The sequence below is a fragment of the Roseateles oligotrophus genome, assembly GCF_014204525.1.
GTDB classification, from domain to species: domain Bacteria; phylum Pseudomonadota; class Gammaproteobacteria; order Burkholderiales; family Burkholderiaceae_C; genus Paucibacter_A; species Paucibacter_A oligotrophus_A.
In genome coordinates this window covers 499,175-520,213 of sequence record NZ_JACHLP010000004.1, presented here as the reverse complement: position 1 = coordinate 520,213, position 21,039 = coordinate 499,175, and the positions used below count along the sequence as shown (strand labels likewise).

At 65.1% G+C, this 21,039-nt stretch carries 21 protein-coding genes; 8 read left to right on the top strand and 13 right to left on the bottom strand.

All coding sequences use genetic code 11. The features are described from left to right. The 5 genes from HNP55_RS12530 to HNP55_RS12510 form a co-directional block, all read right to left on the bottom strand. Nucleotides 1-131: ABC transporter permease subunit (locus HNP55_RS12530; RefSeq protein WP_409993743.1), on the bottom strand; the 131-nt coding region annotated here is incomplete at its 3' end. A 221-nt stretch (nt 132-352) separates the two neighbouring features. Continuing rightward, the gene (locus HNP55_RS12525; protein ID WP_184299709.1) at nt 353-1,672 is read right to left on the bottom strand and encodes an AAA family ATPase; all 1,320 of its coding nucleotides are present in this window, start codon (nt 1,670-1,672) and stop codon (nt 353-355) included. A 9-nt stretch (nt 1,673-1,681) separates the two neighbouring features. Further along, nucleotides 1,682-2,296 carry an outer membrane lipoprotein chaperone LolA gene (gene lolA / locus HNP55_RS12520; protein WP_184299706.1) on the bottom strand — a complete coding sequence of 205 codons (615 nt, stop codon included), beginning with the start codon at nt 2,294-2,296 and terminating at the stop codon, nt 1,682-1,684. Between the two features lie 11 nt (nt 2,297-2,307). Continuing rightward, a complete protein-coding gene (locus HNP55_RS12515) occupies nt 2,308-4,671 on the bottom strand; it encodes a DNA translocase FtsK (protein ID WP_184299704.1) in 2,364 nt (787 codons plus the stop codon). Between the two features lie 95 nt (nt 4,672-4,766). Continuing rightward, nucleotides 4,767-5,432 (bottom strand): Crp/Fnr family transcriptional regulator, encoded by a 666-nt coding sequence (locus HNP55_RS12510; protein ID WP_124447752.1) that lies wholly within the window; start codon nt 5,430-5,432, stop codon nt 4,767-4,769. 218 nt (nt 5,433-5,650) lie between these two features. Between HNP55_RS12510 and trxB the strand changes: the two genes are divergently transcribed. The 3 genes from trxB (at nt 5,651) to rpmG (ending at nt 7,199) form a co-directional block, all read left to right on the top strand. Next, nucleotides 5,651-6,610, top strand: a complete 960-nt coding sequence (trxB, locus tag HNP55_RS12505) for a thioredoxin-disulfide reductase (protein WP_184299702.1) — start codon at nt 5,651-5,653, stop codon at nt 6,608-6,610. A 162-nt stretch (nt 6,611-6,772) separates the two neighbouring features. After that, a complete protein-coding gene (rpmB, locus tag HNP55_RS12500; RefSeq protein ID WP_102766965.1) occupies nt 6,773-7,006 on the top strand; it encodes a 50S ribosomal protein L28 in 234 nt (77 codons plus the stop codon). Nucleotides 7,007-7,031: 25 nt separating this feature from the next. Next, nucleotides 7,032-7,199 (top strand): 50S ribosomal protein L33, encoded by a 168-nt coding sequence (gene rpmG, locus HNP55_RS12495; protein ID WP_058719936.1) that lies wholly within the window; start codon nt 7,032-7,034, stop codon nt 7,197-7,199. A gap of 98 nt (nt 7,200-7,297) precedes the next feature. Here rpmG and HNP55_RS12490 read toward each other — a convergent pair whose 3' ends face one another. The 3 genes from HNP55_RS12490 to HNP55_RS12480 form a co-directional block, all read right to left on the bottom strand. Then, nucleotides 7,298-7,795, bottom strand: a complete 498-nt coding sequence (locus tag HNP55_RS12490; RefSeq protein WP_184299700.1) for a DUF3016 domain-containing protein — start codon at nt 7,793-7,795, stop codon at nt 7,298-7,300. Nucleotides 7,796-7,901: 106 nt separating this feature from the next. Next, nucleotides 7,902-9,122, bottom strand: coding sequence for a fatty acid desaturase (locus tag HNP55_RS12485; RefSeq protein WP_184299698.1), 1,221 nt, complete (start codon nt 9,120-9,122; stop codon nt 7,902-7,904). 127 nt (nt 9,123-9,249) lie between these two features. Next, a complete protein-coding gene (locus tag HNP55_RS12480; protein WP_184299696.1) occupies nt 9,250-10,509 on the bottom strand; it encodes an RsmB/NOP family class I SAM-dependent RNA methyltransferase in 1,260 nt (419 codons plus the stop codon). Nucleotides 10,510-10,578: 69 nt separating this feature from the next. On the opposite strand from HNP55_RS12480, the gene HNP55_RS12475 reads away from it, so the two are divergent. Next, nucleotides 10,579-10,812, top strand: coding sequence for a DUF1653 domain-containing protein (locus HNP55_RS12475; RefSeq protein ID WP_184299790.1), 234 nt, complete (start codon nt 10,579-10,581; stop codon nt 10,810-10,812). 16 nt (nt 10,813-10,828) lie between these two features. Here HNP55_RS12475 and purN read toward each other — a convergent pair whose 3' ends face one another. Next, nucleotides 10,829-11,464, bottom strand: coding sequence for a phosphoribosylglycinamide formyltransferase (purN, locus tag HNP55_RS12470; RefSeq protein ID WP_184299694.1), 636 nt, complete (start codon nt 11,462-11,464; stop codon nt 10,829-10,831). Between the two features lie 33 nt (nt 11,465-11,497). Between purN and trpS the strand changes: the two genes are divergently transcribed. The 3 genes from trpS (at nt 11,498) to HNP55_RS12455 (ending at nt 14,567) form a co-directional block, all read left to right on the top strand. Continuing rightward, nucleotides 11,498-12,517 (top strand): tryptophan--tRNA ligase, encoded by a 1,020-nt coding sequence (gene trpS / locus HNP55_RS12465; protein WP_184299692.1) that lies wholly within the window; start codon nt 11,498-11,500, stop codon nt 12,515-12,517. A 197-nt stretch (nt 12,518-12,714) separates the two neighbouring features. Beyond that, nucleotides 12,715-13,179 (top strand): DUF3717 domain-containing protein, encoded by a 465-nt coding sequence (locus tag HNP55_RS12460; RefSeq protein ID WP_184299689.1) that lies wholly within the window; start codon nt 12,715-12,717, stop codon nt 13,177-13,179. Continuing rightward, a complete protein-coding gene (locus HNP55_RS12455; RefSeq protein ID WP_184299687.1) occupies nt 13,176-14,567 on the top strand; it encodes an MATE family efflux transporter in 1,392 nt (463 codons plus the stop codon). The genes HNP55_RS12460 and HNP55_RS12455 overlap by 4 nt, the downstream gene beginning before the upstream one ends. Nucleotides 14,568-14,584: 17 nt before the next feature. Here the strand turns inward: HNP55_RS12455 and HNP55_RS12450 are convergent, their stop codons facing one another. The 4 genes from HNP55_RS12450 to ettA all read right to left on the bottom strand — a co-directional run bounded on the left by HNP55_RS12450 (nt 14,585) and on the right by ettA (nt 19,189). Continuing rightward, entirely contained in the window at nt 14,585-16,006 is a 1,422-nt protein-coding gene (locus tag HNP55_RS12450; RefSeq protein ID WP_184299685.1) for a sensor histidine kinase, read from the bottom strand. Nucleotides 16,007-16,027: 21 nt separating this feature from the next. Then, on the bottom strand, nt 16,028-16,741 hold the full coding sequence (locus HNP55_RS12445; RefSeq protein ID WP_184299683.1) for a response regulator: 714 nt from the start codon (nt 16,739-16,741) through the stop codon (nt 16,028-16,030). A gap of 109 nt (nt 16,742-16,850) precedes the next feature. Further along, complete coding sequence (locus HNP55_RS12440; protein WP_184299682.1) at nt 16,851-17,363, bottom strand: Spy/CpxP family protein refolding chaperone; 513 nt, start codon at nt 17,361-17,363, stop codon at nt 16,851-16,853. 161 nt (nt 17,364-17,524) lie between these two features. Further along, nucleotides 17,525-19,189 carry an energy-dependent translational throttle protein EttA gene (gene ettA / locus HNP55_RS12435; RefSeq protein ID WP_184299680.1) on the bottom strand — a complete coding sequence of 555 codons (1,665 nt, stop codon included), beginning with the start codon at nt 19,187-19,189 and terminating at the stop codon, nt 17,525-17,527. A gap of 318 nt (nt 19,190-19,507) precedes the next feature. On the opposite strand from ettA, the gene HNP55_RS12430 reads away from it, so the two are divergent. Then, nucleotides 19,508-20,971 carry a DEAD/DEAH box helicase gene (locus HNP55_RS12430; RefSeq protein WP_184299678.1) on the top strand — a complete coding sequence of 488 codons (1,464 nt, stop codon included), beginning with the start codon at nt 19,508-19,510 and terminating at the stop codon, nt 20,969-20,971. The last annotated feature ends 68 nt before the right edge of the window (nt 20,972-21,039 follow it).

Sequence of the window (21,039 nt, the reverse complement as noted above, 5' to 3'; positions counted from 1 at the left end):
ATCAGGATCTCGCCATGCGCGAAATTGATCAGATTGATGATGCCGTACACCATCGTGTAGCCCAGCGCCACCAGGGCGTACATGCTGCCGAGCACAAGCCCGTTAATGATTTGCTGGAAAAGGGTTTCCATAAAACGTCTCCGGTTTGGCTTGGGCCTTGTACAGCCTTTGTACTGCCCTTGCCCGTTCATCGCATGACGAGCAAAAAAAAACCCGCCGCAAAGTCGGCGGGCCTTGGCTGGCCATCTATTACTGCAGGCTCGGAACGATTGTAGGAGTGGGCTAGCGTCCCATTTCGATAGTAAATACCCGTACCGGCACCCCGGACAAACACGGGGTCAGCGTGGCCTCTTCATTCGGAGTCGGGCCCGAGCGGGGCGCCGGCATCGTCATCCAGACGGCGCAGAAAAGCCAGCTTCTCGGCGATCTTGCTCTCCAGCCCGCGCGGTACGGGCTCATACCAGCGCTGCGCCTCCAGGCCGGCCGGCAGATAACTTTCACCGGCCGCATAAGCATGCGGCTCATCGTGGGCATAACGGTAAGCATGACCGTGCCCCAACTCCTTCATCAAGGCGGTGGGCGCGTTGCGCAGATGAACCGGCACCTCGCGCGATTTGTCCTGCTTGACAAAGGCGCGCACCTCGTTGAAGGCCTTGTAGCCCGCATTGCTCTTGGCGGCCACGGCCAGGTAGATCACCGCCTGAGCCAGGGCCAGATCACCCTCGGGCGAGCCCAGGCGCTCGAAGGTGGCGGCTGCGTCATTGGCAAGCTGCATGGCGCGCGGGTCGGCCAGGCCTATGTCCTCCCAGGCCATGCGCACGATGCGGCGCGATAGATAGCGCGCATCGGCGCCGCCATCCAGCATGCGGCAAAACCAGTAGAGCGCTGCGTCCGGGTTGGAGCCGCGCACCGATTTGTGCAGGGCCGAGATCTGGTCGTAGAAATTGTCCCCGCCCTTGTCGAAACGGCGTGCGTTCAGGCTCAAGGCATTGGCGATGAACTCGGCATCGATGCGGCTGAGGCCTGCGGCCGTCGCTGCCGTTTGGCACTGCTCCAGCAGATTGAGCAGGCGCCGTGCATCGCCGTCGGCATAGCCGACCAGGCTGTCCATGGCCGGCGGGTCAAATTGCAGATGGGCCAAGGCGCTGGCCTGGGCGCGCGCGAACAGCTGATGCAGCTCCTCATCGCTCAAGGACTTGAGCACATAGACCTGGGCGCGCGAGAGCAGGGCCGAATTGACCTCGAAGGAGGGGTTCTCGGTGGTGGCACCGATGAAGGTGAACAGGCCCGACTCCACATGCGGCAGCAGGGCGTCTTGCTGGGACTTGTTGAAGCGATGAATCTCGTCCACGAACAAAATCGTGGGTCGACCCCGCGCCAGGTATTGCTGGGCCTGCTCCATGGCCGTGCGTATGTCCTTGACGCCAGAGAGCACGGCCGACAGGGCGATGAACTCGCACTTGAAGGCCGCAGCGGTGAGCCGGGCCAAGGTGGTTTTGCCCACGCCGGGCGGGCCCCACAAAATCATGGAATGAGGCTTGCCGGACTCGAAGGCCAGGCGCAGAGGCTTGCCTGGGCCCAGCAAATGACTCTGGCCTATGACCTCATCCAGGCTGCGCGGCCGCAAGGCCTCGGCCAGCGGCGGCGTGGGCGGGGTGCTGAACAAATCCACGCCCGGCCCTCACTGCTCGATCAGATCGGCACCCGCGGGCAACACAAAGCGGAAACGCTCGGCCGGGATGGGCGCGTTCGCCGTCACCGCCGTGAAGTCCAGGCGCGAACGCTGGCCGAAGCCGTCAATGATTTCCAGCGCCGCCAGCTCGCTGCCCTTGAAGGCGATCTTGAGCGACTGAAAGCCGCCATCGCCTTGCTTGGGTTCGGCCTGCACCCAGTCCAGGCCGCCCTCCGAGGCCAGGGCCTTGAGCTTGAAATCGCGCTCCAGATTGCCGCCCGCCAGCAAGGCCGCTGGCGTGGCACCCAGGGCCTGGCTCATGCGGCGGGAACTGGCTTGATTGAGGTCGGGATCGAAGATCCAGACCTTTTGCCCATCGCCGACGATCACTTGCTCAAAAGGCTTGGTGTAGGCAAAGCGGAACTGATTGGGGCGCTGGAACTCGAAGCTGCCCGAGGAGGTTTTTTTGCGCTGGCCGTCGGGCGAGCTGACCACCTGGCTGAACTGGGCACGGCCGCTCTTGACCTCGCGCACAAAGTCCTTCAGCGCCGCCACGGCGTCGGCCTGGGCCCCGCCCGCCAGCAGCATTGCGCTTATCACCATCAAGGCCTTGATTCGTTTCATCGTCGTCTTCTTCATTCGTCTCGTTTGGGCACGATCAGGTCGCGGTTGCCATTGGTCCCCATGCTGGTGACCAGGCCGGATTTTTCCATCTGCTCCAGCAGCCGGGCGGCGCGGTTATAGCCTATGCGCAGATGGCGCTGCACCAGGGAGATGGAGGCGCGCCGGTGCTGCAGGACGATAGCGACCGCCTGGTCATACATGGGGTCGGCCTCGCCCTCGCCCCCTGCCCCGCCGCCGCCGGCCTCGCCGCCCTCGCCTTCCAGCACGCCACCTTCCAGAATGCCTTCGATGTAATTGGGCTCGCCCTGGCTTTTCAGATACTCGACCACGCGGTGCACCTCGTCATCGCTGACGAAGGCGCCGTGCACGCGTATGGGCAGGCCCGTGCCCGAGGGCATGTAAAGCATATCGCCCATGCCCAGCAAGGCCTCGGCACCCATCTGGTCGAGGATGGTGCGGCTGTCGATCTTGCTGCTGACCTGGAAGGACAGGCGGGTCGGGATATTGGCCTTGATCAGGCCGGTGATCACATCGACCGAGGGGCGCTGGGTGGCCAGGATCAGGTGGATGCCGGCGGCGCGAGCTTTTTGCGCCAGGCGGGCGATCAACTCCTCGATCTTCTTGCCCACCACCATCATCAGATCGGCCAATTCGTCGATCACGACGACGATGAAGGGCAGGCGCTCCAGCGGTTCCGGCATTTCCGGCGTCAGACTGAAGGGGTTGGGCAGGTGCTCGCCGCGCTCGCTGGCCTCGTCGATCTTTTTGTTATAGCCAGCCAGATTGCGCACGCCCAGCTTGCTCATCAGCTTGTAGCGCCGCTCCATTTCCCCAACGCACCAGTTCAGCGCATTGCTGGCCTGCTTCATATCGGTGACCACGGGCGCCAGCAGATGGGGAATGCCTTCGTAGACACTCATTTCCAGCATCTTGGGGTCGATCAAGATCAGGCGCACATCGCGCGCCTCGGCCTTGTAGAGCAGGCTCAGAATCATCGCGTTGATACCGACCGACTTGCCCGAGCCGGTAGTACCGGCCACCAGGCAGTGCGGCATCTTGGCCAGATCGGCGACGACGGGCAGGCCGACGATGTCCTTGCCCAGGCCCATGGTCAGCTGAGAAGCGGCGTCAGCATAAACCTGCGAACCCAGAATTTCAGACAGACGAATCGTCTGGCGCCGCGCATTCGGCAGCTCCAGCGCCATATAGTTTTTGCCCGGGATGGTTTCCACCACACGGATGGACACCAGGCTCAGCGAGCGCGCCAGGTCCTTGGCCAGGCCGACGATTTGCGAGCCCTTGACGCCGGTGGCCGGCTCGATCTCGTAGCGCGTGATCACCGGGCCGGGTGAGGCCGCCACCACACGCACCTCGACGCCAAAGTCGCGCAGCTTTTTCTCAATCATGCGCGAGGTCATTTCCAGCGACTCGGGCGTCACCGACTCCACCCGCTGCGGCGCGCTGTCCAGCAGATCGACCTGGGGCAGCTTGGTGTCGCTGGCGTCGACGAAGAGCGTGGTCTGGCGCTCCTTGGCCACGCGGCTGGACTTGGGCACCTCCACCACCGGCGGCTCGATGACGATGGGCACATGGTGCTCCTCGACCACCTGGCGCTCCACCTCCACGACATATTCGCGCTCCTGGGCGGCTTGCTCGCCGACACGCTGGTCCTCGGCCTGCTCGCGGCGCTCGGCCTGGCGTTCGCGCAACTGGTCCAGGCGGGTGCCCAGGGCCTCGGCCAGGCGCAGCCAGGAGAATCGCAGGGCCAGGCCCGAACCCAGCAAGGCCAGGGCAATCCAGACCACGCCCGAACCGGCAAAACCCAGGGCCCGCATGCTCCAGGGCCCCAGGGCATAACCCAGCACGCCGCCGGCATGGCCGGGCAAATGGGACTCCCAGGAGTAGAGCCGGGTCCATTCCAGCGAGCAGCTGGCGCACATCAGCAGCAGCAGGCCCAGAACCCACAAGGCCTTGCGGCCGCCGGCACTTGGATGAACCTCGGGCGCCTCGGCCCGCAAGAGTCCGGCCAGACCGCTGAGCCATTGGCGCAGCCCGATCAGCACCAGCCACCAGGCCGAGAAGCCGAAGCCGAAGAGCAGCAGATCGGAAATCCAGGCCCCCAAGCCGCCCATGCGATTGCCGTACAGGGCCCGAGTGCCCGAGCTACTGAACGCGGCATCGGCCGGGTCGTGGCTCAGCAAGGCCAGCACCACCAGGCACCACAGCAGCCCGCCCAGCAACAGCCAGACCGGCGTGCTCAGGGGGTTGCCGCGCACGGGCAGGGGCGCCTGGCCTTTTTTGCCTTGGCGTTTATAGACTTTGTCGTTTGCGCCGGCTTCGTCGCCACGCAGCAGGGAACCCAGGGGAAAACTCATGCTGCCATTGTGGCGCAGGATTTGGCGCTGTTCGGGCCCGCGTCACCCGAGGGTGTGACCAAGCCCAACAAGGCGGCGCTCACCGCCAGCGGCACTCAATCGGGAAAGCGCTCCTTGATCACCACCGAGCCGTTTTCCAGCGTCTCGATCACGCCGCGCTCCTCCAGATCCTTCATCACCCGGCTGACCATCTCGCGCGAAGCACCGACGACCTTGGCCATGTCCTGGCGCGAGACCTTGCCGCGGATGATCTTCAAACCCTTTTCTTCCTCGGACATATCCAGCAGCGTGCGCGCCACACGGCCATAAACGTCCAGCAAGGCCAGGGATTCGATCTGACGGTCGGCATTGCGCAGACGCGCCACCAGGCCGCGCAGGATGGCATAGGACAGGCTGGAGGTCTCGGGCAGGCAGCGCGCGAACTCCAGGCGGCCCAGCACCAACATATCGGTCTGCACCTCGGCACGCACGGTGGCGGAATGGGGTTCGTGGTCGATCAAGCTCATCTCGCCCACATAGTCGCCGGGCTGCAGCACGGCCAGGATAACTTCGCGGCCACGCGTATCCGAGGTCAGCACCCGGGCCCGGCCATTCAGCAAGATGAACAGGGCATTCGACTTGGTGCCCTGCTCCACGATCAATTCACCACGCTTGAAGCGACGCTTGACGACATTGTCTGCAATGGACTGCGCCTGGTCGGTGGTCAGCAGAGAGAACAGAGGCACTCTGCGGATCAGGTCCAGATTCGACAACATGGCCATAGATGGTCTCCTACAAATGATGATTTGATATCGGCACGCAAGCCCAACACCTACAGCGAAACCAGGGCAAACAAGAAGTTCCCAGCAGCTTTGGCGAGCTTACCTAGAATGTACTCAACGATTGTGCCAATACCTTTTGGCGTTCACATTGGGCAGGCACTGGAATAAACCCAAGACAGCCCCATGTGTCTGCTGGAAACAACCCCCGAAGCAAAGTCATGACCTCAGCACCTCAGCACCACTCGCTTTTGATCCTCGGCTCCGGCCCTGCCGGCTACACCGCCGCCATCTACGCCGCCCGCGCCAATCTCAAGCCCACCCTGTTGACCGGCATGGCCCAGGGCGGTCAGCTGATGACGACCACCGAGGTCGACAACTGGCCTGCCGATGTGATGGGCGTGCAAGGCCCGGAGCTGATGCAGCGCTTCCAGGAGCATGCCGAACGCTTCCAGACCCAGATCGTCTTCGACCACATCAACTCGGTCGATTTCAGCAAGCGCCCCTTCACCCTGATCGGTGACAGCGCCAGCTACACCTGCGATGCCCTGATCATCGCCACCGGCGCCTCGGCCAAATATCTGGGCCTGCCCTCCGAAGAAGCCTTTGCCGGCCGCGGCGTCAGCGCCTGCGCCACCTGCGACGGCTTCTTCTACCGCGGCCAGGAGGTCTGCGTAGTGGGCGGCGGCAACACGGCCGTGGAAGAGGCGCTCTACCTCTCCAATATCGCCAGCAAGGTGCATGTGATCCACCGCCGCGACAAGTTCCGCGCCGAACCCATCCTGATCGACAAGCTGAACGAGAAAGCCAAGTCCGGCAATGTGGTGCTGCATCTGTGGAACACCCTGGACGAGGTGCTGGGCGACCAGAGCGGCGTCACCGGCGTGCGCATCAAGAGCAGCCAGGACGGCAGCACGCAAGACCTGGCCCTGCAAGGCTGCTTCATCGCCATCGGCCACCAGCCCAATACCGATATCTTCAAGGGCCAGTTGGAGATGAAGGACGGCTACATCCTCACCCGGAGCGGCTCTAACGGCTTTGCCACCATGACCAGCGTGCCCGGCATCTTTGCCGCCGGCGATGTGCAGGACCACGTCTACCGCCAGGCCATCACCAGCGCCGGCACCGGCTGCATGGCGGCCCTGGATGCCCAGCGCTTCCTGGAGCAGGAACAAGGCTGAACCGGGCACACTCGAAATTTGCGCTATACTCGCAGGCTTTCCTGCTGTATGGGCCGCGCTCTATTCGGGTTTGGCAGGTAATAAGCGGTCATGTGGTTGCTCGGCACGCGATTCAAATCGGTCGAGGAACTGGTCAAAAAAGTTGAAAACAGGAGAAGCGTCATGGCACGCGTCTGTCAAGTCACGGGCAAGAAGCCCATGGTGGGAAACAATGTTTCCCACGCCAATAACAAAACCAAGCGTCGCTTTCTGCCCAATCTGCAGTACCGCCGCTTCTTCCTGGAGACCGAGAACCGTTGGGTTCGTCTGCGCATCAGCAATGCTGCCCTGCGTTTGATCGACAAGGTCGGCATCGACCAAGTCGTCGCCGACCTGCGCGCCAAAGGCGAGCTCTAATTAACAAGACCCAAGGAGCATCACCATGGCTAAAGGCGCACGCGAAAAGATCAAGCTGGAGTCGACCGCAGGAACCGGTCACTTCTACACCACCGACAAGAACAAGAAGACCACGACCGGCAAGCTCGAATTCATGAAATTCGATCCCAAGGCTCGCAAGCATGTTCTGTACAAGGAAATCAAGCTGAAGTAATTCGGCCTGGCATCCCGGTGCTTGAGGCCTGAACCCAGGTCTCGCCCAAAGAAAAACCCCGCAGCACCAAGCTGGCGGGGTTTTTTTATGGCCGCAAATCAGGGCTTGGCAGCAGGCTTGATCTCGGCGGAAAACTCCTTGGCGAACCACTCGTCCAGCATGCGCTTCTCGAAGCGCAGCGAGTCATTGCTGTCATAGCGATTGAAGCGATCCATATACGAAAGGTCGCTCAGCTGAGCCTGGCCCTTGCGCAACTCCTTGCCCTGCTCGCTCAACACAAAGCGCAGATCGATGGCCGGACGCGTCACCGGGCGCAACACCCGATACATTTCCATGGCGCGGCCATGGGGCTCCAACTCACCGGCGAGGTCCACATCGCTCACCTCGATCAGCAAATCCTTGCCGGGCAGTTGCTGATCACCCAATTCGCGCAGATGCGCTTGCAGCGCCTGCAAGACCCGATCACGGTCGACCGTCGAGCGGTTGGCGTCGGAAAACTTCTCGGGATTCACGAAGCGAACCTCGACCGCAGCCTGGGTCGTCAGCGCCGCCAGCAGCAAGGCCAGGGGCAGAACAGCAAGTCTGATTGTTTTCATCTCGTCTCTCCTTGGGCTAGTCACAAGCAAAGTCTAGTCCGCAGACGTAAAAAAGGGCACCGCCTTGGGTGCCCTTTCTGTATCGCTTCTGTAAGGCTTTGTTGCCCTAGACCCGCGCCATGCGCAGATTCATGGAGAAGGCGCGCAGCTCGGCAATGCCGCTCTCCTCGGCGCGACGGCACCAGGCTTGCAGATCGCTGACCAACTGCTCGGCCGAGACATTGGTGCGGGTCCAGAGCTGGCGCAATTCCTCGCGCATGGTCAGCAACTTGTCCAGTGCCGGGCTGGCGGCGCGGGCACCGGCAATCTGGCTCAGCGCCTCGTCCGGGATGCGGTCGGCATCGCGGTGCAACCAGGCCTTGGCGGCCTTGAACTGCGCCCACTGGGCGCTGTGCTGCTTGCCCTGGGCCTTGAGCTTGTCCAGCTCCTCGCCACAAGCCGCCTTCAGGCCGCGGCCATAACTGGCCATGACCTCGTAGCGATTGGCGATGATGGCCTCCAGCGTCTGCTTGTCGGCCGGCTTGATATCGCCCTGGCGCAGCTTGGGCGCCGTCTTGCGGACCTTGGCCCAGCCCAGCATCTCGAAGGCACGGATATAGCCCCAGCCGATGTCGAACTCAAAAGGCTTGACCGAGAACTTGGCCGAGGTCGGATAGGTGTGATGGTTGTTGTGCAACTCTTCACCGCCGATCAGGATACCCCAGGGCGAGACATTGGTCGAGGCATCGGGCGCCTCGAAATTGCGATAGCCCCAGAAATGGCCGATGCCATTGATGACACCCGTCGCCCAGACCGGAATCCAGGCCATCTGGATGGCCCAGATGGTGGCGCCGATGGCGCCGAACAGGGTCAGATTGATGATCAGCATCAGGCCCACGCCCTGCCAGGAATAGCGGGTGTAGAGATTGCGCTCGATCCAGTCGTCCGGCGTGCCCAGGCCGTATTTTTTGAGGGTCTCAGGGTTCTTGGCCTCGGCGCGATACAGCTCCACGCCGGTCAGCAGCAAGGCCTTGAGGCCGCGCGTCTGCGGGCTGTGCGGGTCTTCCTCGGTCTCGCACTTGGCGTGGTGCTTGCGGTGCACCGCCACAAACTCCTTGGTCACCATGCCGGTCGTCAGCCACAGCCAGAAGCGGAAGAAATGCGCCGGGATGGGGCCTAGGTCCAAGGCTCGGTGGGCTTGGGCGCGATGCAGAAAGATGGTCACGCCGAGAATCGTGAAATGCGTCACGACCAGGGTGTAGGCCACCATCTGCCAGGCGCTGGCGTCCAGCAAGCCATTGCTGAGCCACGCCACCAGGCCGTCACCTATCGTCATCAAGAAGTTCATTCGATCCTTAAACAGTGATCCAAGGCCAAAAGCCCAAGCCTGCGAAAAATTTTCCGCTCAATTGTAGGTGGGCCACCCCAAATCGCCCAGGGCCAAAGCCCCAGGCCCGAGCAAGAGGGCGCAAGACTTAACGCTTTTCCCAGACGGCAGCAAAGAAGCCGTCCGTCTGATGCTGGTGTGGCCACAGGCGCAGATAGCCCTTCTCCACCAGCTTCTCGGCCTGGGCCACATGGGCCTTGCCCAAGACCTCGGCGGCGTCGAGCTTGGTGAACTGGGGATGGGCGGACTCAAAGGCTTGCGCGATCTGCTCGTTTTCGGCGTCCAGCAGGCTGCAAGTGGCATAGACCAGGCGGCCACCCGGCTTGAGCATGCGGGCGGCGCTGGCCAGGATGGCGGCCTGCTTGACTTGCAGCTCGGCAATCGCCTGCGGCGTCTGGCGCCATTTCAGATCGGGGTTGCGGCGCAAGGTACCCAGGCCCGAGCAAGGTGCATCGACCAGCACGCGATCTATCTTGCCGGCCAGGCGCTTGATGCGATCGTCGCGCTCGTGCGCGATCTGGGTCGGGTAGACATTGGACAGGCCGCTGCGGGCCAGGCGTGGCTTCAAGGCGGCCAGGCGGTGGCCGGACACATCGAAGGCATACAGGCGCCCGGTATTGCGCATTGACGCACCCAGGGCCAGGGTCTTGCCACCGGCACCGGCGCAGAAGTCCACCACCATCTCGCTGCGCTTGGCATCCAACAGCAAGGCCAGCAACTGGCTGCCCTCGTCCTGCACCTCGACGCCGCCGCCGGTGAACAGCTCCAACTTGTTCAAGGCCGGTTTGCCGGGGATGCGCAGGCCCATGGGCGAGAAGGGCGTGGGCTCGGCCGCGATATTGGCCGCCGCCAGGGCCGCCAGCGCTTCCTCGCGCTTGTTCTTCAGGGTGTTAACGCGCAGATCAAGCGGTGCAGGCTCGTTCATGCTGGCGGCCAGCAGCCAGAACTGCTCTTCGCCCAGACGCTCCAGCAGGGGCGCGGCCAGCCATTCCGGCAGATTGTGGCGCAGCTTGGGCGGCAGGCCGGTTTGATCCAGGGCCTGGACCTGGGCCAGCCATTCCTGCTCCGGCGGCGTCAGGGCACCACGCAGAAAGGTGTCGTTACCTTGCCAGGCCAGGATGGCCAGGCGTCTCTCGGTGGGGCCGCGGCCCGACTGGGCCAGATGCTGCAGCAGAGGCCGGCGCCGCAGGACGGCATAAGTCGTCTCCGCGAGAGCATGCCGTTCACGCTGGCCGAGGCCCTTGTGTTGGCGGAAGAAGGCGGACACCACGCTGTCAGCGGGTGCGTCGAGTTTGAGGACGGCGCGCAAGAGCTCGCAGCTCATTTCAAGAAGGGCATTAGGATGCATGCCCCGATTATCCCAGCACCGGCCGCCCTGCCCGAATTCGAATGCGGCAAGGCCCGCACAAAAACCATCATGAGCGAAGAACTGAGCCCCCTGCCCGCGGCCCCCACCGGCCGCTACCGCCACTACAAAGGCGGTGAATACGAGGTGATAGGCGTCGCCCGCCACAGCGAAACCCTGGAGCCGCTGGTGCTCTACCGCCCGCTTTACAACGCCACCGGCCTATGGGTGCGGCCCTACGAGATGTTCTTCGGCGAGCTGGAAGTCGAGGGCCGGATCGTCCGGCGATTCAGCCCAATCGACTGAACCCGGCCACAGCCTGTCAGCTGAAGGCCTGGTTCTCGCCCGCCGTCTGACGCACCAGGCCGCCCTCGATCGCAAGCTGGCCCTGCACAAACCAGCGCACGGCGGCCGGATACATGCGGTGCTCAAGCGCCAGCACCCGGGCCGACAAGGAAGCCTCGTCATCACCCGCCTGCACCGGCACCACGGCCTGGGCCACGATGGCACCGTGGTCCAGCTCGGCCGTCACGAAATGCACCGTGGCGCCGACGAATTTGCAGCCCATCTCCAGCGCCCGCGCATGCGTGTGCAGGCCGGTGAAGGCCGGCAGCAGCGAGGGGTGGATGTTCAGCATGCGCTGGGCGTAATGCGCCGTGAAGCCAGGTGTGAGGATGCGCATAAAGCCGGCCAAGACCAGCAGATCGGGCGCAAAGCCATCGATCACCCGCTGCAGCTCGGCGTCAAAAGCCTCGCGCCGGTTCTCGCCGCTGAAGGCCTTGTGATCGACCACGGCCGTCGCAATGCCATGCGATTGCGCGAACGCCAGACCGGCCGCATCGGGCCGGTTGCTGATCACGGCGGCGATGCGGGCCGGCCAGCCCTCGGCCGCGCAGGCACGCACGATGGCCTCCATATTCGAACCACGGCCGGAGATCAGGATCACGATGCTTTTCATGGGCGGCGAGTGTAGCTCCCTACAATGCCACCCATGTCTGAAGCCCTTCCCGATCACCCTCCCGCACGCCAGCGCGTGCTCTCCGGCATGCGCCCCACCGGTGCCCTGCATCTGGGCCATTACCACGGCGCACTGAAGAACTGGGTGCGCCTGCAGTCCAGCCACGACTGCTTCTTCTTCGTCGCCGACTGGCATGCCCTGACCACCCATTACCAGGACCGCGGCGAGATCGAACGCAATGTCTACGACATGGTGATCGACTGGCTGGCCGCCGGCGTCGACCCCGAGCAGGCCACCCTCTTCATCCAGAGCCGCATGCCCGAGCATGCCGAGCTCTTCACCCTGCTGGCCATGAGCACGCCCTCCAGCTGGCTGGAGCGCATCCCCAGCTACAAGGATCAGGTCGAGAAGAACCGTGAACTCGCCACCTACGGCTTCCTCGGCTACCCGCTGCTGCAGGCGGCCGACATCCTGATCTACAAGGCCGCCTATGTGCCGGTGGGCGAGGACCAGACCGCCCATGTGGAAGTGACCCGCGAGGTGGCGCGCCGCTTCAACCGCATCTACGCACCGGAGCGCGCCATCCTGCCCGAGCCGCAGGAGCTGCTGACCGAGACCGCCCGCCTGCCCGGCCTGGACGGCCAGAAGATGAGCAAGAGCGCCGGCAACGCCATCGCCATGCGCGATGCGCCGGCCGTGGTGGAAGAAAAAGTTCGCACCATGCCGACCGACCCGCAGCGGGTGCGCCTCGGCGACCCGGGCGAGCCCACGCGCTGCCCCGTCTGGCCGCTGCACGAGCTTTACTCCACCGCCGCCACCCAGGCCTGGGCGGCCCAGGGCTGCCGCTCGGCCGGCATCGGCTGCCTGGACTGCAAGCAGCCCCTGATCCAGGCCATACACAAGGAACAAGAGCCTTGGCGCGAGCGCGCCGAGAGCTATCTGGCCAACCCCAAGCAGGTGCAGTGGATCGTCGAGGTCGGCACCGAACGCGCCCGCGCCGTCGCCCGCAAGACCTTGCGCGAGGTCCGCACCGCCATGGGCCTAGCCTATTGAAATGAAAGTAAACCCCTCGCCCAGTCTTGCCACGCTGAACGCGGGCAAGCCCAGTCGGTCCCCCGAGGGAACGGCGACGCGGGGCGGTTCGACCGCCCAGCGTCGCCAGCGCGGGCCAGCTTGGGGCGGCCCGGCGCTCGGCCCGAATACCCAGTTTCATCGGCTGCGGGTGGCGCGCAGCGCTACGGATAACTGACATGGCCGGCATCCACATCACCGATATCGAATCCGCCATCAACTGGTGGCGCGAACGCCAGCCCTCCGCCGACGGCCTGCGCGCCTGCGCCGAGGTGCTGGCCCTGGCCGAGGTCTACGCCCTGTTGGTCTATTACCGCGAGACCGAATGCGACGAGGACAGCATGCCCGCCGCCGCCCGCCAGGCCTGGCTGGGCTGGTACGACAGCACGCCCGACGCCCCCTGCATCGCCATCTGCTCCACCAGCCAGGGCGACGAATTGTGCAAGGGCTGCGGCCGCACTTTTGACGAGGTGCAGAACTGGCCGGTGATGACGCCGGCCGAGAAGCGCGTCACCTGGCGCCGCATCTCCATCGAGGCCACCGCCTGGCGCTTCAACCGCTATGCCGAACGGGCGCGGGAGTTCCACGGCATTGACCACCCGCAGAACCAGGCAGCAAGGCCGGACCAGGGGTCCAGGTCTTGAGCGCCTCGGGCACGGGCCGGCTGGGCAGCCTGCGCCGCCTCGCCCCGCTGGCCTGGCCGGTCTTCATCGGCCAGATCGCCGTGCTGGCCAATAGCACGGTGGACACCGTCTTGATGGCGCGTTACTCCTCCATCGACCTGGCCGCCCTGGCCGTCGGTGCGGCCATCTACATCACCGTTTTTCTGGGCCTGATGGGCGTGGTGCTGGCCATCTCGCCCATCGCCGGCCAGCTGTTCGGCGCGCAGAAACTGACTCAGGCGGGCGACGAGCTGCACCAGGCCCTGTGGCTGGCCCTGGGCCTGTCCTCGCTGGGCTGCCTGGCCCTGCTCTTCCCCGACCCCATGCTGAGCCTTGCCCGGGTGACGCCGGAGGTGGAAGCCAAGGTGCGCGGCTACCTCGCCACCCTGGCCCTGGGCCTGCCGCCCGCCCTGCTGTTCACCGCCTACCGCGGCTTCAACACGGCCGTCTCCCGGCCCAAGGTGGTGATGGCCATCCAGCTCGCCGGCCTGGCGCTGAAAGTGCCGCTGAGCGTCCTGCTGATCCATGGCTTCGGCCTGGCCGGCCTGCAGCTGCCGGCCCTGGGCGCCGTGGGCTGCGCGGCCGCCACCGCCCTGGTGATGTGGGCCCAGGCCCTGATCGCCTGGCGCCTGTTGCGGCGCGACCCCTTCTACGCCCCCTTCGGCCTGTGCACAGGCGGTCTGCATGCGCCGCGCTGGGCCGCCATCAAGTCCATGCTGAAGCTGGGCCTGCCCATGGGCGCGGGCATGCTGATCGAGGTGACGGGCTTCACCTTCATGGCCATCTTCATCGCCCGCCTGGGCGCCACGGCCGTGGCCGGCCACCAGCTGGCCATGAATCTGGTGGCCCTGATGTTCATGGCCCCGATGGCCCTGGGCAATGCCGCCCAGACCCTGGTGGCGCAAAGCATAGGCGCACAGCGCCTGGCCGAGGCCCGCCGCCTGGGCTGGCACAGCCTGGAAATCGGCCTGGCCCTGGCTTTTTGCATGGGTGGCCTGGTGTTTGCATTGCGCGAGCACATCCTCGGCCTCTACACCCACGACCCCGCCATCATCGCCGCGGCCATGCCTCTGCTGATCTGGCTCTGGTACTTCCATGTGGGCGATGCCGGCCAGACCGTCGGCGCCTTTGTGCTGCGGGCCCACCGCATCGCCACCGCGCCCATGCTGGTCTATGCCCTGGCCATCTGGGGTGTGGGCATAGGCGGGGGCTACTGGCTGGCCTTCGGCGAGGCGGCCTGGATCCCGGCCCGCCTGCAGGGCGCGCCCGGCTTCTGGGCGGCCGCGACCCTGGGCCTGGCCCTGGCCGCCACCGGCATGGGCGGCTTCCTGGCCTGGGTCCATGCCCAAGAGGCTCGGCGGACGCGCTAAGCCCTGCTCGGCCCTGATCAGCCCGGCAGGGCCGGCAGGCTCAGCACAAACACGCTGCCCCCGCCCTGCCGCCCCTCGCAACGCACCTGGCCGCCATGGCGCTGGGCGATCTGCTTGACCAGGCTCAGGCCCAGGCCCACGCCACCGGCCTGCTCGGCATGGCCGGGCAGGCGGAAAAAAGCCTCGAAGATGCGCTCGCGCATGGCCTCGGGCACGCCCGGGCCGCGGTCCGACACGCGCAGCTCGGCCACGCCCTCAAGGCAGGCCAAACCCAGCAGCACCTCGCTGCCACCGTAGCGGCGCGCATTCTCCAGCAGATTGCGCAAGGCCCGCCGCAGCAAGCGGTCTTCGCCGCTAACCTTGAGGCTGCTCAGGCCCTCGGCCGGCTCGAAATCGGCCCCGACCCGCGCCGCCTCCTCGGCGGCCAGGCCCATCAAATCCACCGTCTCGCTGGCGTCCCGGGGCAGGCCGGAGTCCAGGCGGCTGGCCAGCAACACCTCTTCGACCAGGGCATCCAGTTCCGCGATATTGGTATGGATCTCGCTCGCCAGCTTGGCGCGCTGTGCCGGGCCCGCCTCGTCCAGCATGGAGAAGGCCATCTTCAGGCGCGCCAGCGGCGATCTCAGCTCATGGCTGGCATTGGCCAACAGGGTTTGCTGGGAGCGGAGCAAGGTCTCCAACTGCGCGGCCGCGCGGTTGAAGCTGCTGGCCAGGGCGGCCACCTCGTCGGTGCCCTGGTCATCCACCCGATGGGCCAGCTCGCCGGCGCCGAATTGCTCCACGCCTTGCTTGAGTGCTTCCAGGCGCCGGGTCAGGCGCCGCACCACCGGATACGCCCCCAGGGCAACGCCGAAAAACAGCAGCACCAGCAGGATCACCAGCGCCTGGCCATTAGGCCTGGGGCCAAGAAAAGGCAGGCGCCACAAGACCTCATCGCGCGGCGGGGCCAAGATGCCGCGGCCCTCCCCGAACTCGCGCCCACCTTCGCGGGCTTCACGCAGCTCGCGCGTCTCGCGACCTTCCCGCGCCTGGGCCAGCACGGCCGGCGGCAGGCGGCGGGGCCGCAGCAGCAACAGGCTGCGCCCGTCGCGCAAGGCCACTTGCTGGCTCAGCATGGGCATGCTGTCGTCCGACTCGCGGCGGCGGAACAATTCCGTCGCGGCAATGCGCTGCCCCTTGGCATCCATCAAGGCCACCGCCATGCGCAGGCGCTGACCCCAGTCCTCCAGCGCGGCCGCCTGCTGCTCACGCGAGGCCTCGGCCGAGGGCAAGGCGAGTTGCAGCAGCTCGGCCATGGCCAGGGCCCGGTCATTGGCCGTCACCTCCACGCTGCCACGCTCCTGCTCGATATGGCGCTGAAACAGCCAGGCCGAACCAAAGGCGAAGGCCAGCAGCAAGACCACCAGGGTCAGATAGATGCGCAGATAGAGCGACTTCATGCCAAGCACCCGCCAAGACAATCAGGCCGCATTCTCAGCATCTTGCTTGCGCGCAAAAACATAACCCGCACCCCGCACGGTCAAGACCCGGCGCGGACTCTTGGGGTCGTCCTCGATCAGGGCCCGGATGCGGGAGATGTGCACATCGATGGAGCGGTCAAAAGCATCCAGGGGATGGCCTTTCAAGGCATCCATGATCTGGTCTCGCGACAGCACCCGGCCCGGGCTCTGGGCCAGCACCACCAGCAGGTCGAACTGGTGGCTGGTGAAGTCGCAAGGCTTGCCGTCCAGGCGCGCCAGGCGTTCGGCCAGATCGATTTCCAGGCGGCCAAAGCGCAGCACGTCCTGGTCCTGCGACTGTGGTTCGGCCCGGCGCAGCAGGGCCTTGATGCGGGCCTGCAGCTCACGCGGCTCGAAGGGCTTGGCCAGGTAATCGTCGGCACCCAGTTCCAGGCCCAGGATGCGATCCATGGGCTCGCCGCGGGCCGACAGCATCAGCACCGGCAGGCGGCGGGTATGGGCGTCGCCGCGCAGCTCGCGGCAAAAGTCCAGGCCATCGCCGTCGCCCAGCATCAGGTCCAATACCAGCAGATCAAAAGCCCCCGAAGCCAGTTGCGAGCGCGCCTCCGCCAGCGAGCCCGCCACCGCCACCTCAAAGCCTGCGGCGCCCAGATAGTCACCCAGCATCGCGGTCAAACGGGCGTCATCATCGATCAGCAACAGTCTTGCAGGCATGGGCGAAAAGTGGAGGCAGGTGGGGGAACGCAACGCATGCGGCTGCGCGAAATGAGCGGGGTGAATCTGGGGGCTGAGCATAAACGAGCGCGCCCTGCTGCAAGCGGAATCATTGACCCGGCTTGGCGGCCGGCGCCTGGCCACGCTCGCCGCGACGGGCCTGCATCTTCTTCATCTTCTCGGCCAGCTTGGCACGCTGTTCGGGCGTCAGCACCTTGGCGGCCTCGGTCATGGCCTGGCTCATGCGCCGGCTCATCTGATCGTGCTGGGCCAGCATCTGCTGCCTATGGGCCTCGATGGCAGCGGCATCGATCACCGGCGCGGTGAACAAGGCCATGCCCTGCTCATGCAGCTTGCGAGCCGCCAGGCGCTGGGCCTTGAGATCGGCCTGGGCGGCACTCATGATCTGCTTGATCTGGGCGCGCTGGGCCTCGCTGGCGTCGGCCGCGTCCAGCATATGAGCCATATGCCCGCTACCCATCATCATGCCGGGGCCAGCGCGGCCGCCGTGCTCGCCCGGGCCGTTCATCGGCCCTTGCGCCATGGCCATGGCAGCACCCAAACTCAGCGCACCCAGCAACAAGGCCTTGCTCAGCAGGGATGTAGAAATCAGTTGACGCATGCTTGAACTCCAGAATTTATGCACCTCCGAGAGGGGCTGACCGAAGTCTCGCCAGGCCAGGTAAATCAGCCATGCCGCGGCCGTAAAGTTCTGTGAAGGACAGCCGCCAGAACAAAAAAGGGAGCCCTCGGGCTCCCTCGTTTCGCTGCGGCAAGAACCGATTACTTGATCGGCTTGAAGCGCATGCGCTTGGGCCTTGCGCCCTCTTCGCCCAGGCGTTTCTTCTTGTCGGCCTCGTACTCGTGGAAGTTGCCGTCGAAGAAGAACCACTGCGAATTGCCTTCGCAGGCCAGGATGTGGGTGCAGATGCGGTCCAGGAACCAACGGTCGTGCGAGATCACCATGGCGCTACCGGCGAATTCCAGCAGCGCCTCTTCCAGCGCGCGCAGGGTTTCGACGTCCAGGTCGTTCGAGGGTTCGTCCAGCATCAGGACGTTGCCGCCCTGGGCCAGGGTCTTGGCCAGATGCAGGCGGCCACGCTCACCGCCCGACAGGCTGCCGACCAGCTTTTGCTGGTCATTGCCCTTGAAGTTGAAGCGGCCCAGATAGGCCCGGCTGGGCATGACGAACTTGCCCACGGTGATATTGTCCAGGCCGCCGGAGACGTCTTGCCAGACGGTCTTGTCGGCCTCGAGGTTTTCGCGGCTCTGGTCCACAAACGCCATCTTGGCCGTCTTGCCGATCTTGACCGTGCCGCTATCGGGCTGCTCCACGCCTTGCAGCATGCGGAACAGCGTGGACTTGCCGGCGCCGTTGGGGCCGATGATGCCGACGATGGCGCCGGCCGGCACCTTGAAGCTGAGGTTGTCGATCAGCACGCGGTCGCCAAAGCTCTTGCTGACGTTCTCGAACTCGATCACCTCATTGCCCAGGCGCTCGGCCACGGGGATGAAGATCTCGTTCGTCACATTGCGCTGCTGGTATTCGACGTCACTCAGCTCCTCGAAGCGGGCCAGGCGGGCCTTGCTCTTGGACTGGCGGCCCTTGGCATTGGAGCGCACCCACTTCAGCTCCTCCTTCATGGCCTTGGTACGGGCGTCCTCGCTCTTTTGCTCCTGCTCCAGGCGGCGCTCCTTCTGGTCCAGCCATTCGGAGTAATTGCCCTTCCAGGGGATGCCATGGCCGCGGTCCAGTTCCAGAATCCACTCGGCCGCGTTGTCCAGGAAGTAGCGGTCGTGGGTGATGGCCACCACGGTGCCGGGGAAGCGCTGCAGGAACTGCTCCAGCCACTCGACCGACTCAGCGTCCAAGTGGTTGGTGGGCTCGTCCAGCAGCAGCATATCGGGCTTGCTCAGCAGCAGGCGGCACAGGGCCACGCGGCGCTTCTCGCCGCCGGAGAGCACGCCGATCACGGCGTCCCAGGGCGGCAGATTGAGGGCGTCGGCGGCCAACTCCAATTGCAGATCGGTGTTCTCGGAGCCGGCGGCGGCAATGATGGCCTCCAGCTCGCCCTGCTCGGCGGCCAGGGCGTCAAAATCGGCGTCCGGCTCGGCGTAGGCGGCGTAGACCTCGTCCAGCCGCTTCTTGGCCGCCAGCACGCCGCCAATGCCCTCTTCCACCGCCTCGCGCACGGTCTGCTCGGGGTTGAGCTGGGGCTCTTGCGGCAGATAGCCGATCTTGATGCCGGGCATGGCCATGGCCTCGCCCTCGTACTCCTTGTCCACGCCGGCCATGATTTTCAGCACGGTGGACTTGCCCGAACCGTTGACGCCCAGCACGCCGATCTTGGCGCCGGGGAAGAAGGACAGGGAGATGTCCTTCAGGATGTGGCGTTTCGGGGGAACCGTCTTGTTCAGACGATTCATGGAATAGACGTATTGCGCCATGAGGATGAGACCCTGGAGAAAAGCGTTGGATTTGCAGGCTGCGAGCAGCCGCGTCAAACAAAGGACCGGCCGCCCCTTGCGTTCAGGGCTAGACCCCGCAAAGCACCGGGCCGGGCAGAACGCAAAGAACGCTATTGTCGCAGCTTCGGGAGCGCCACCCTATGACGGCTATAATCTGCGGCATTGCTGCGACTACCAGTCTTGTCGCGGCTTTTATTTTTTTGAGCCTCAAGCACGTTTCCTTCGCAGGCGCTAAGACTGGCCCAGCATTCCTGCTGCGCGGCCTTGCACTCATGAGCCGTGCTCATAAAGCAGTCAATGACATTTGAATCCCTGGGCCTTGCCGCGCCCTTGCTGAAGGCCATCGCCGACGCCGGCTATACCACTCCCACCCCTGTCCAAGCGCAAGCCATTCCCGCCGTCCTGAAGGGCGGCGATCTGATGGCGGGTGCCCAGACCGGCACCGGCAAGACCGCCGGTTTCACCCTGCCCCTGCTGCATCTGCTGAGTGCGGGCGCGCCCGTCATCAACAAGCGAGGCAAGCCCGCCATCCGTGCCCTGGTGCTGACGCCCACCCGCGAGCTGGCCGCCCAGGTCGAGGAAAGCGTCAAGACCTATGGCAAATACCTGCCGCTGAAAAGCATGGTCATGTTCGGCGGCGTGGGCATGCAGCCGCAGATCAACCGCCTGCGCGATGGCGTGGACATCCTGGTGGCCACGCCCGGCCGCCTGCTGGACCACGCCCAGCAGGGCACGCTGGACCTGAGCCAGGTGCAGATCCTGGTGCTGGATGAAGCCGACCGCATGCTGGACATGGGCTTTGTGCACGACATCAAGAAGGTGCTGGCCCTGCTGCCGGCCAAGAAGCAGTCGCTCTTGTTCAGCGCCACCTTCAGCGACGACATCAAGAACCTGGCCGACCGTCTGCTGAACCAGCCCGCCCTGATCGAGGTGGCGCGCCGCAACCAGACCAATGAGTCGATCGCGCAAAAGGTCCACCCCGTCGGCCGCGAGCGCAAGAAAGACCTGCTCTGCCATCTGATCAAAGAGGGCAACTGGCACCAGGTGCTGGTCTTCACCCGCATGAAGCATGGCGCCAATCGCCTGACGGATTACCTGAATGACCAGGGCATCAGCGCCATGGCCATCCACGGCAACAAGAGCCAGGGTGCCCGCACCAAGGCCCTGGCCGAGTTCAAGAGCGGCGAGTTGCAGGTGCTGGTGGCCACCGATATCGCGGCCCGCGGCATCGACATCGACCAATTGCCCCACGTCGTCAACTACGAGCTGCCCAATGTGCCCGAGGACTATGTGCACCGCATCGGCCGTACCGGCCGCGCCGGCGCCCAGGGCGAGGCGGTGTCCCTGGTCTGCGTGGACGAGAACGGCTTTCTGCGCGAGATCGAGAAGCTGATCAAGCGCGAAATCCCCAAGGAGATCGTGGCCGGCTTCGCCCCCGACCCGAACGAGCGCGCCGAGCCCATCGTGCTGGGCCGCATGGTGCTGAACGGCAATGGCAGCCGCAGCGGTGGCCGAGGCAATTCGCGCGGTGGCGCGGGTGGCGGCGGTGGCCGCCCGGCAGCGGGCCGCGGCCCGGCCGGTGGTGGCCGCCCCGGCCAGGGTGGCGGCGAGCCGCGCAACGGCCAAGGCCAGCGCGCCGGCGGCGGCAATGGCGGCGGCGGTGGTGGCGGCAATCGCTCCTCCGCGCCTCGCTCCGGCGGTGGCCGCAGCGGTGGTGGTGGCAACGGCGGCGGCGCACGCCTGACCAGCCCCAAGCGCTGAACAAGACAAATATGGCCCAAAGCCCAGCCCTCCCGGTCTGGGCTTTTTTTCTGCACGGCCCGAGCTTC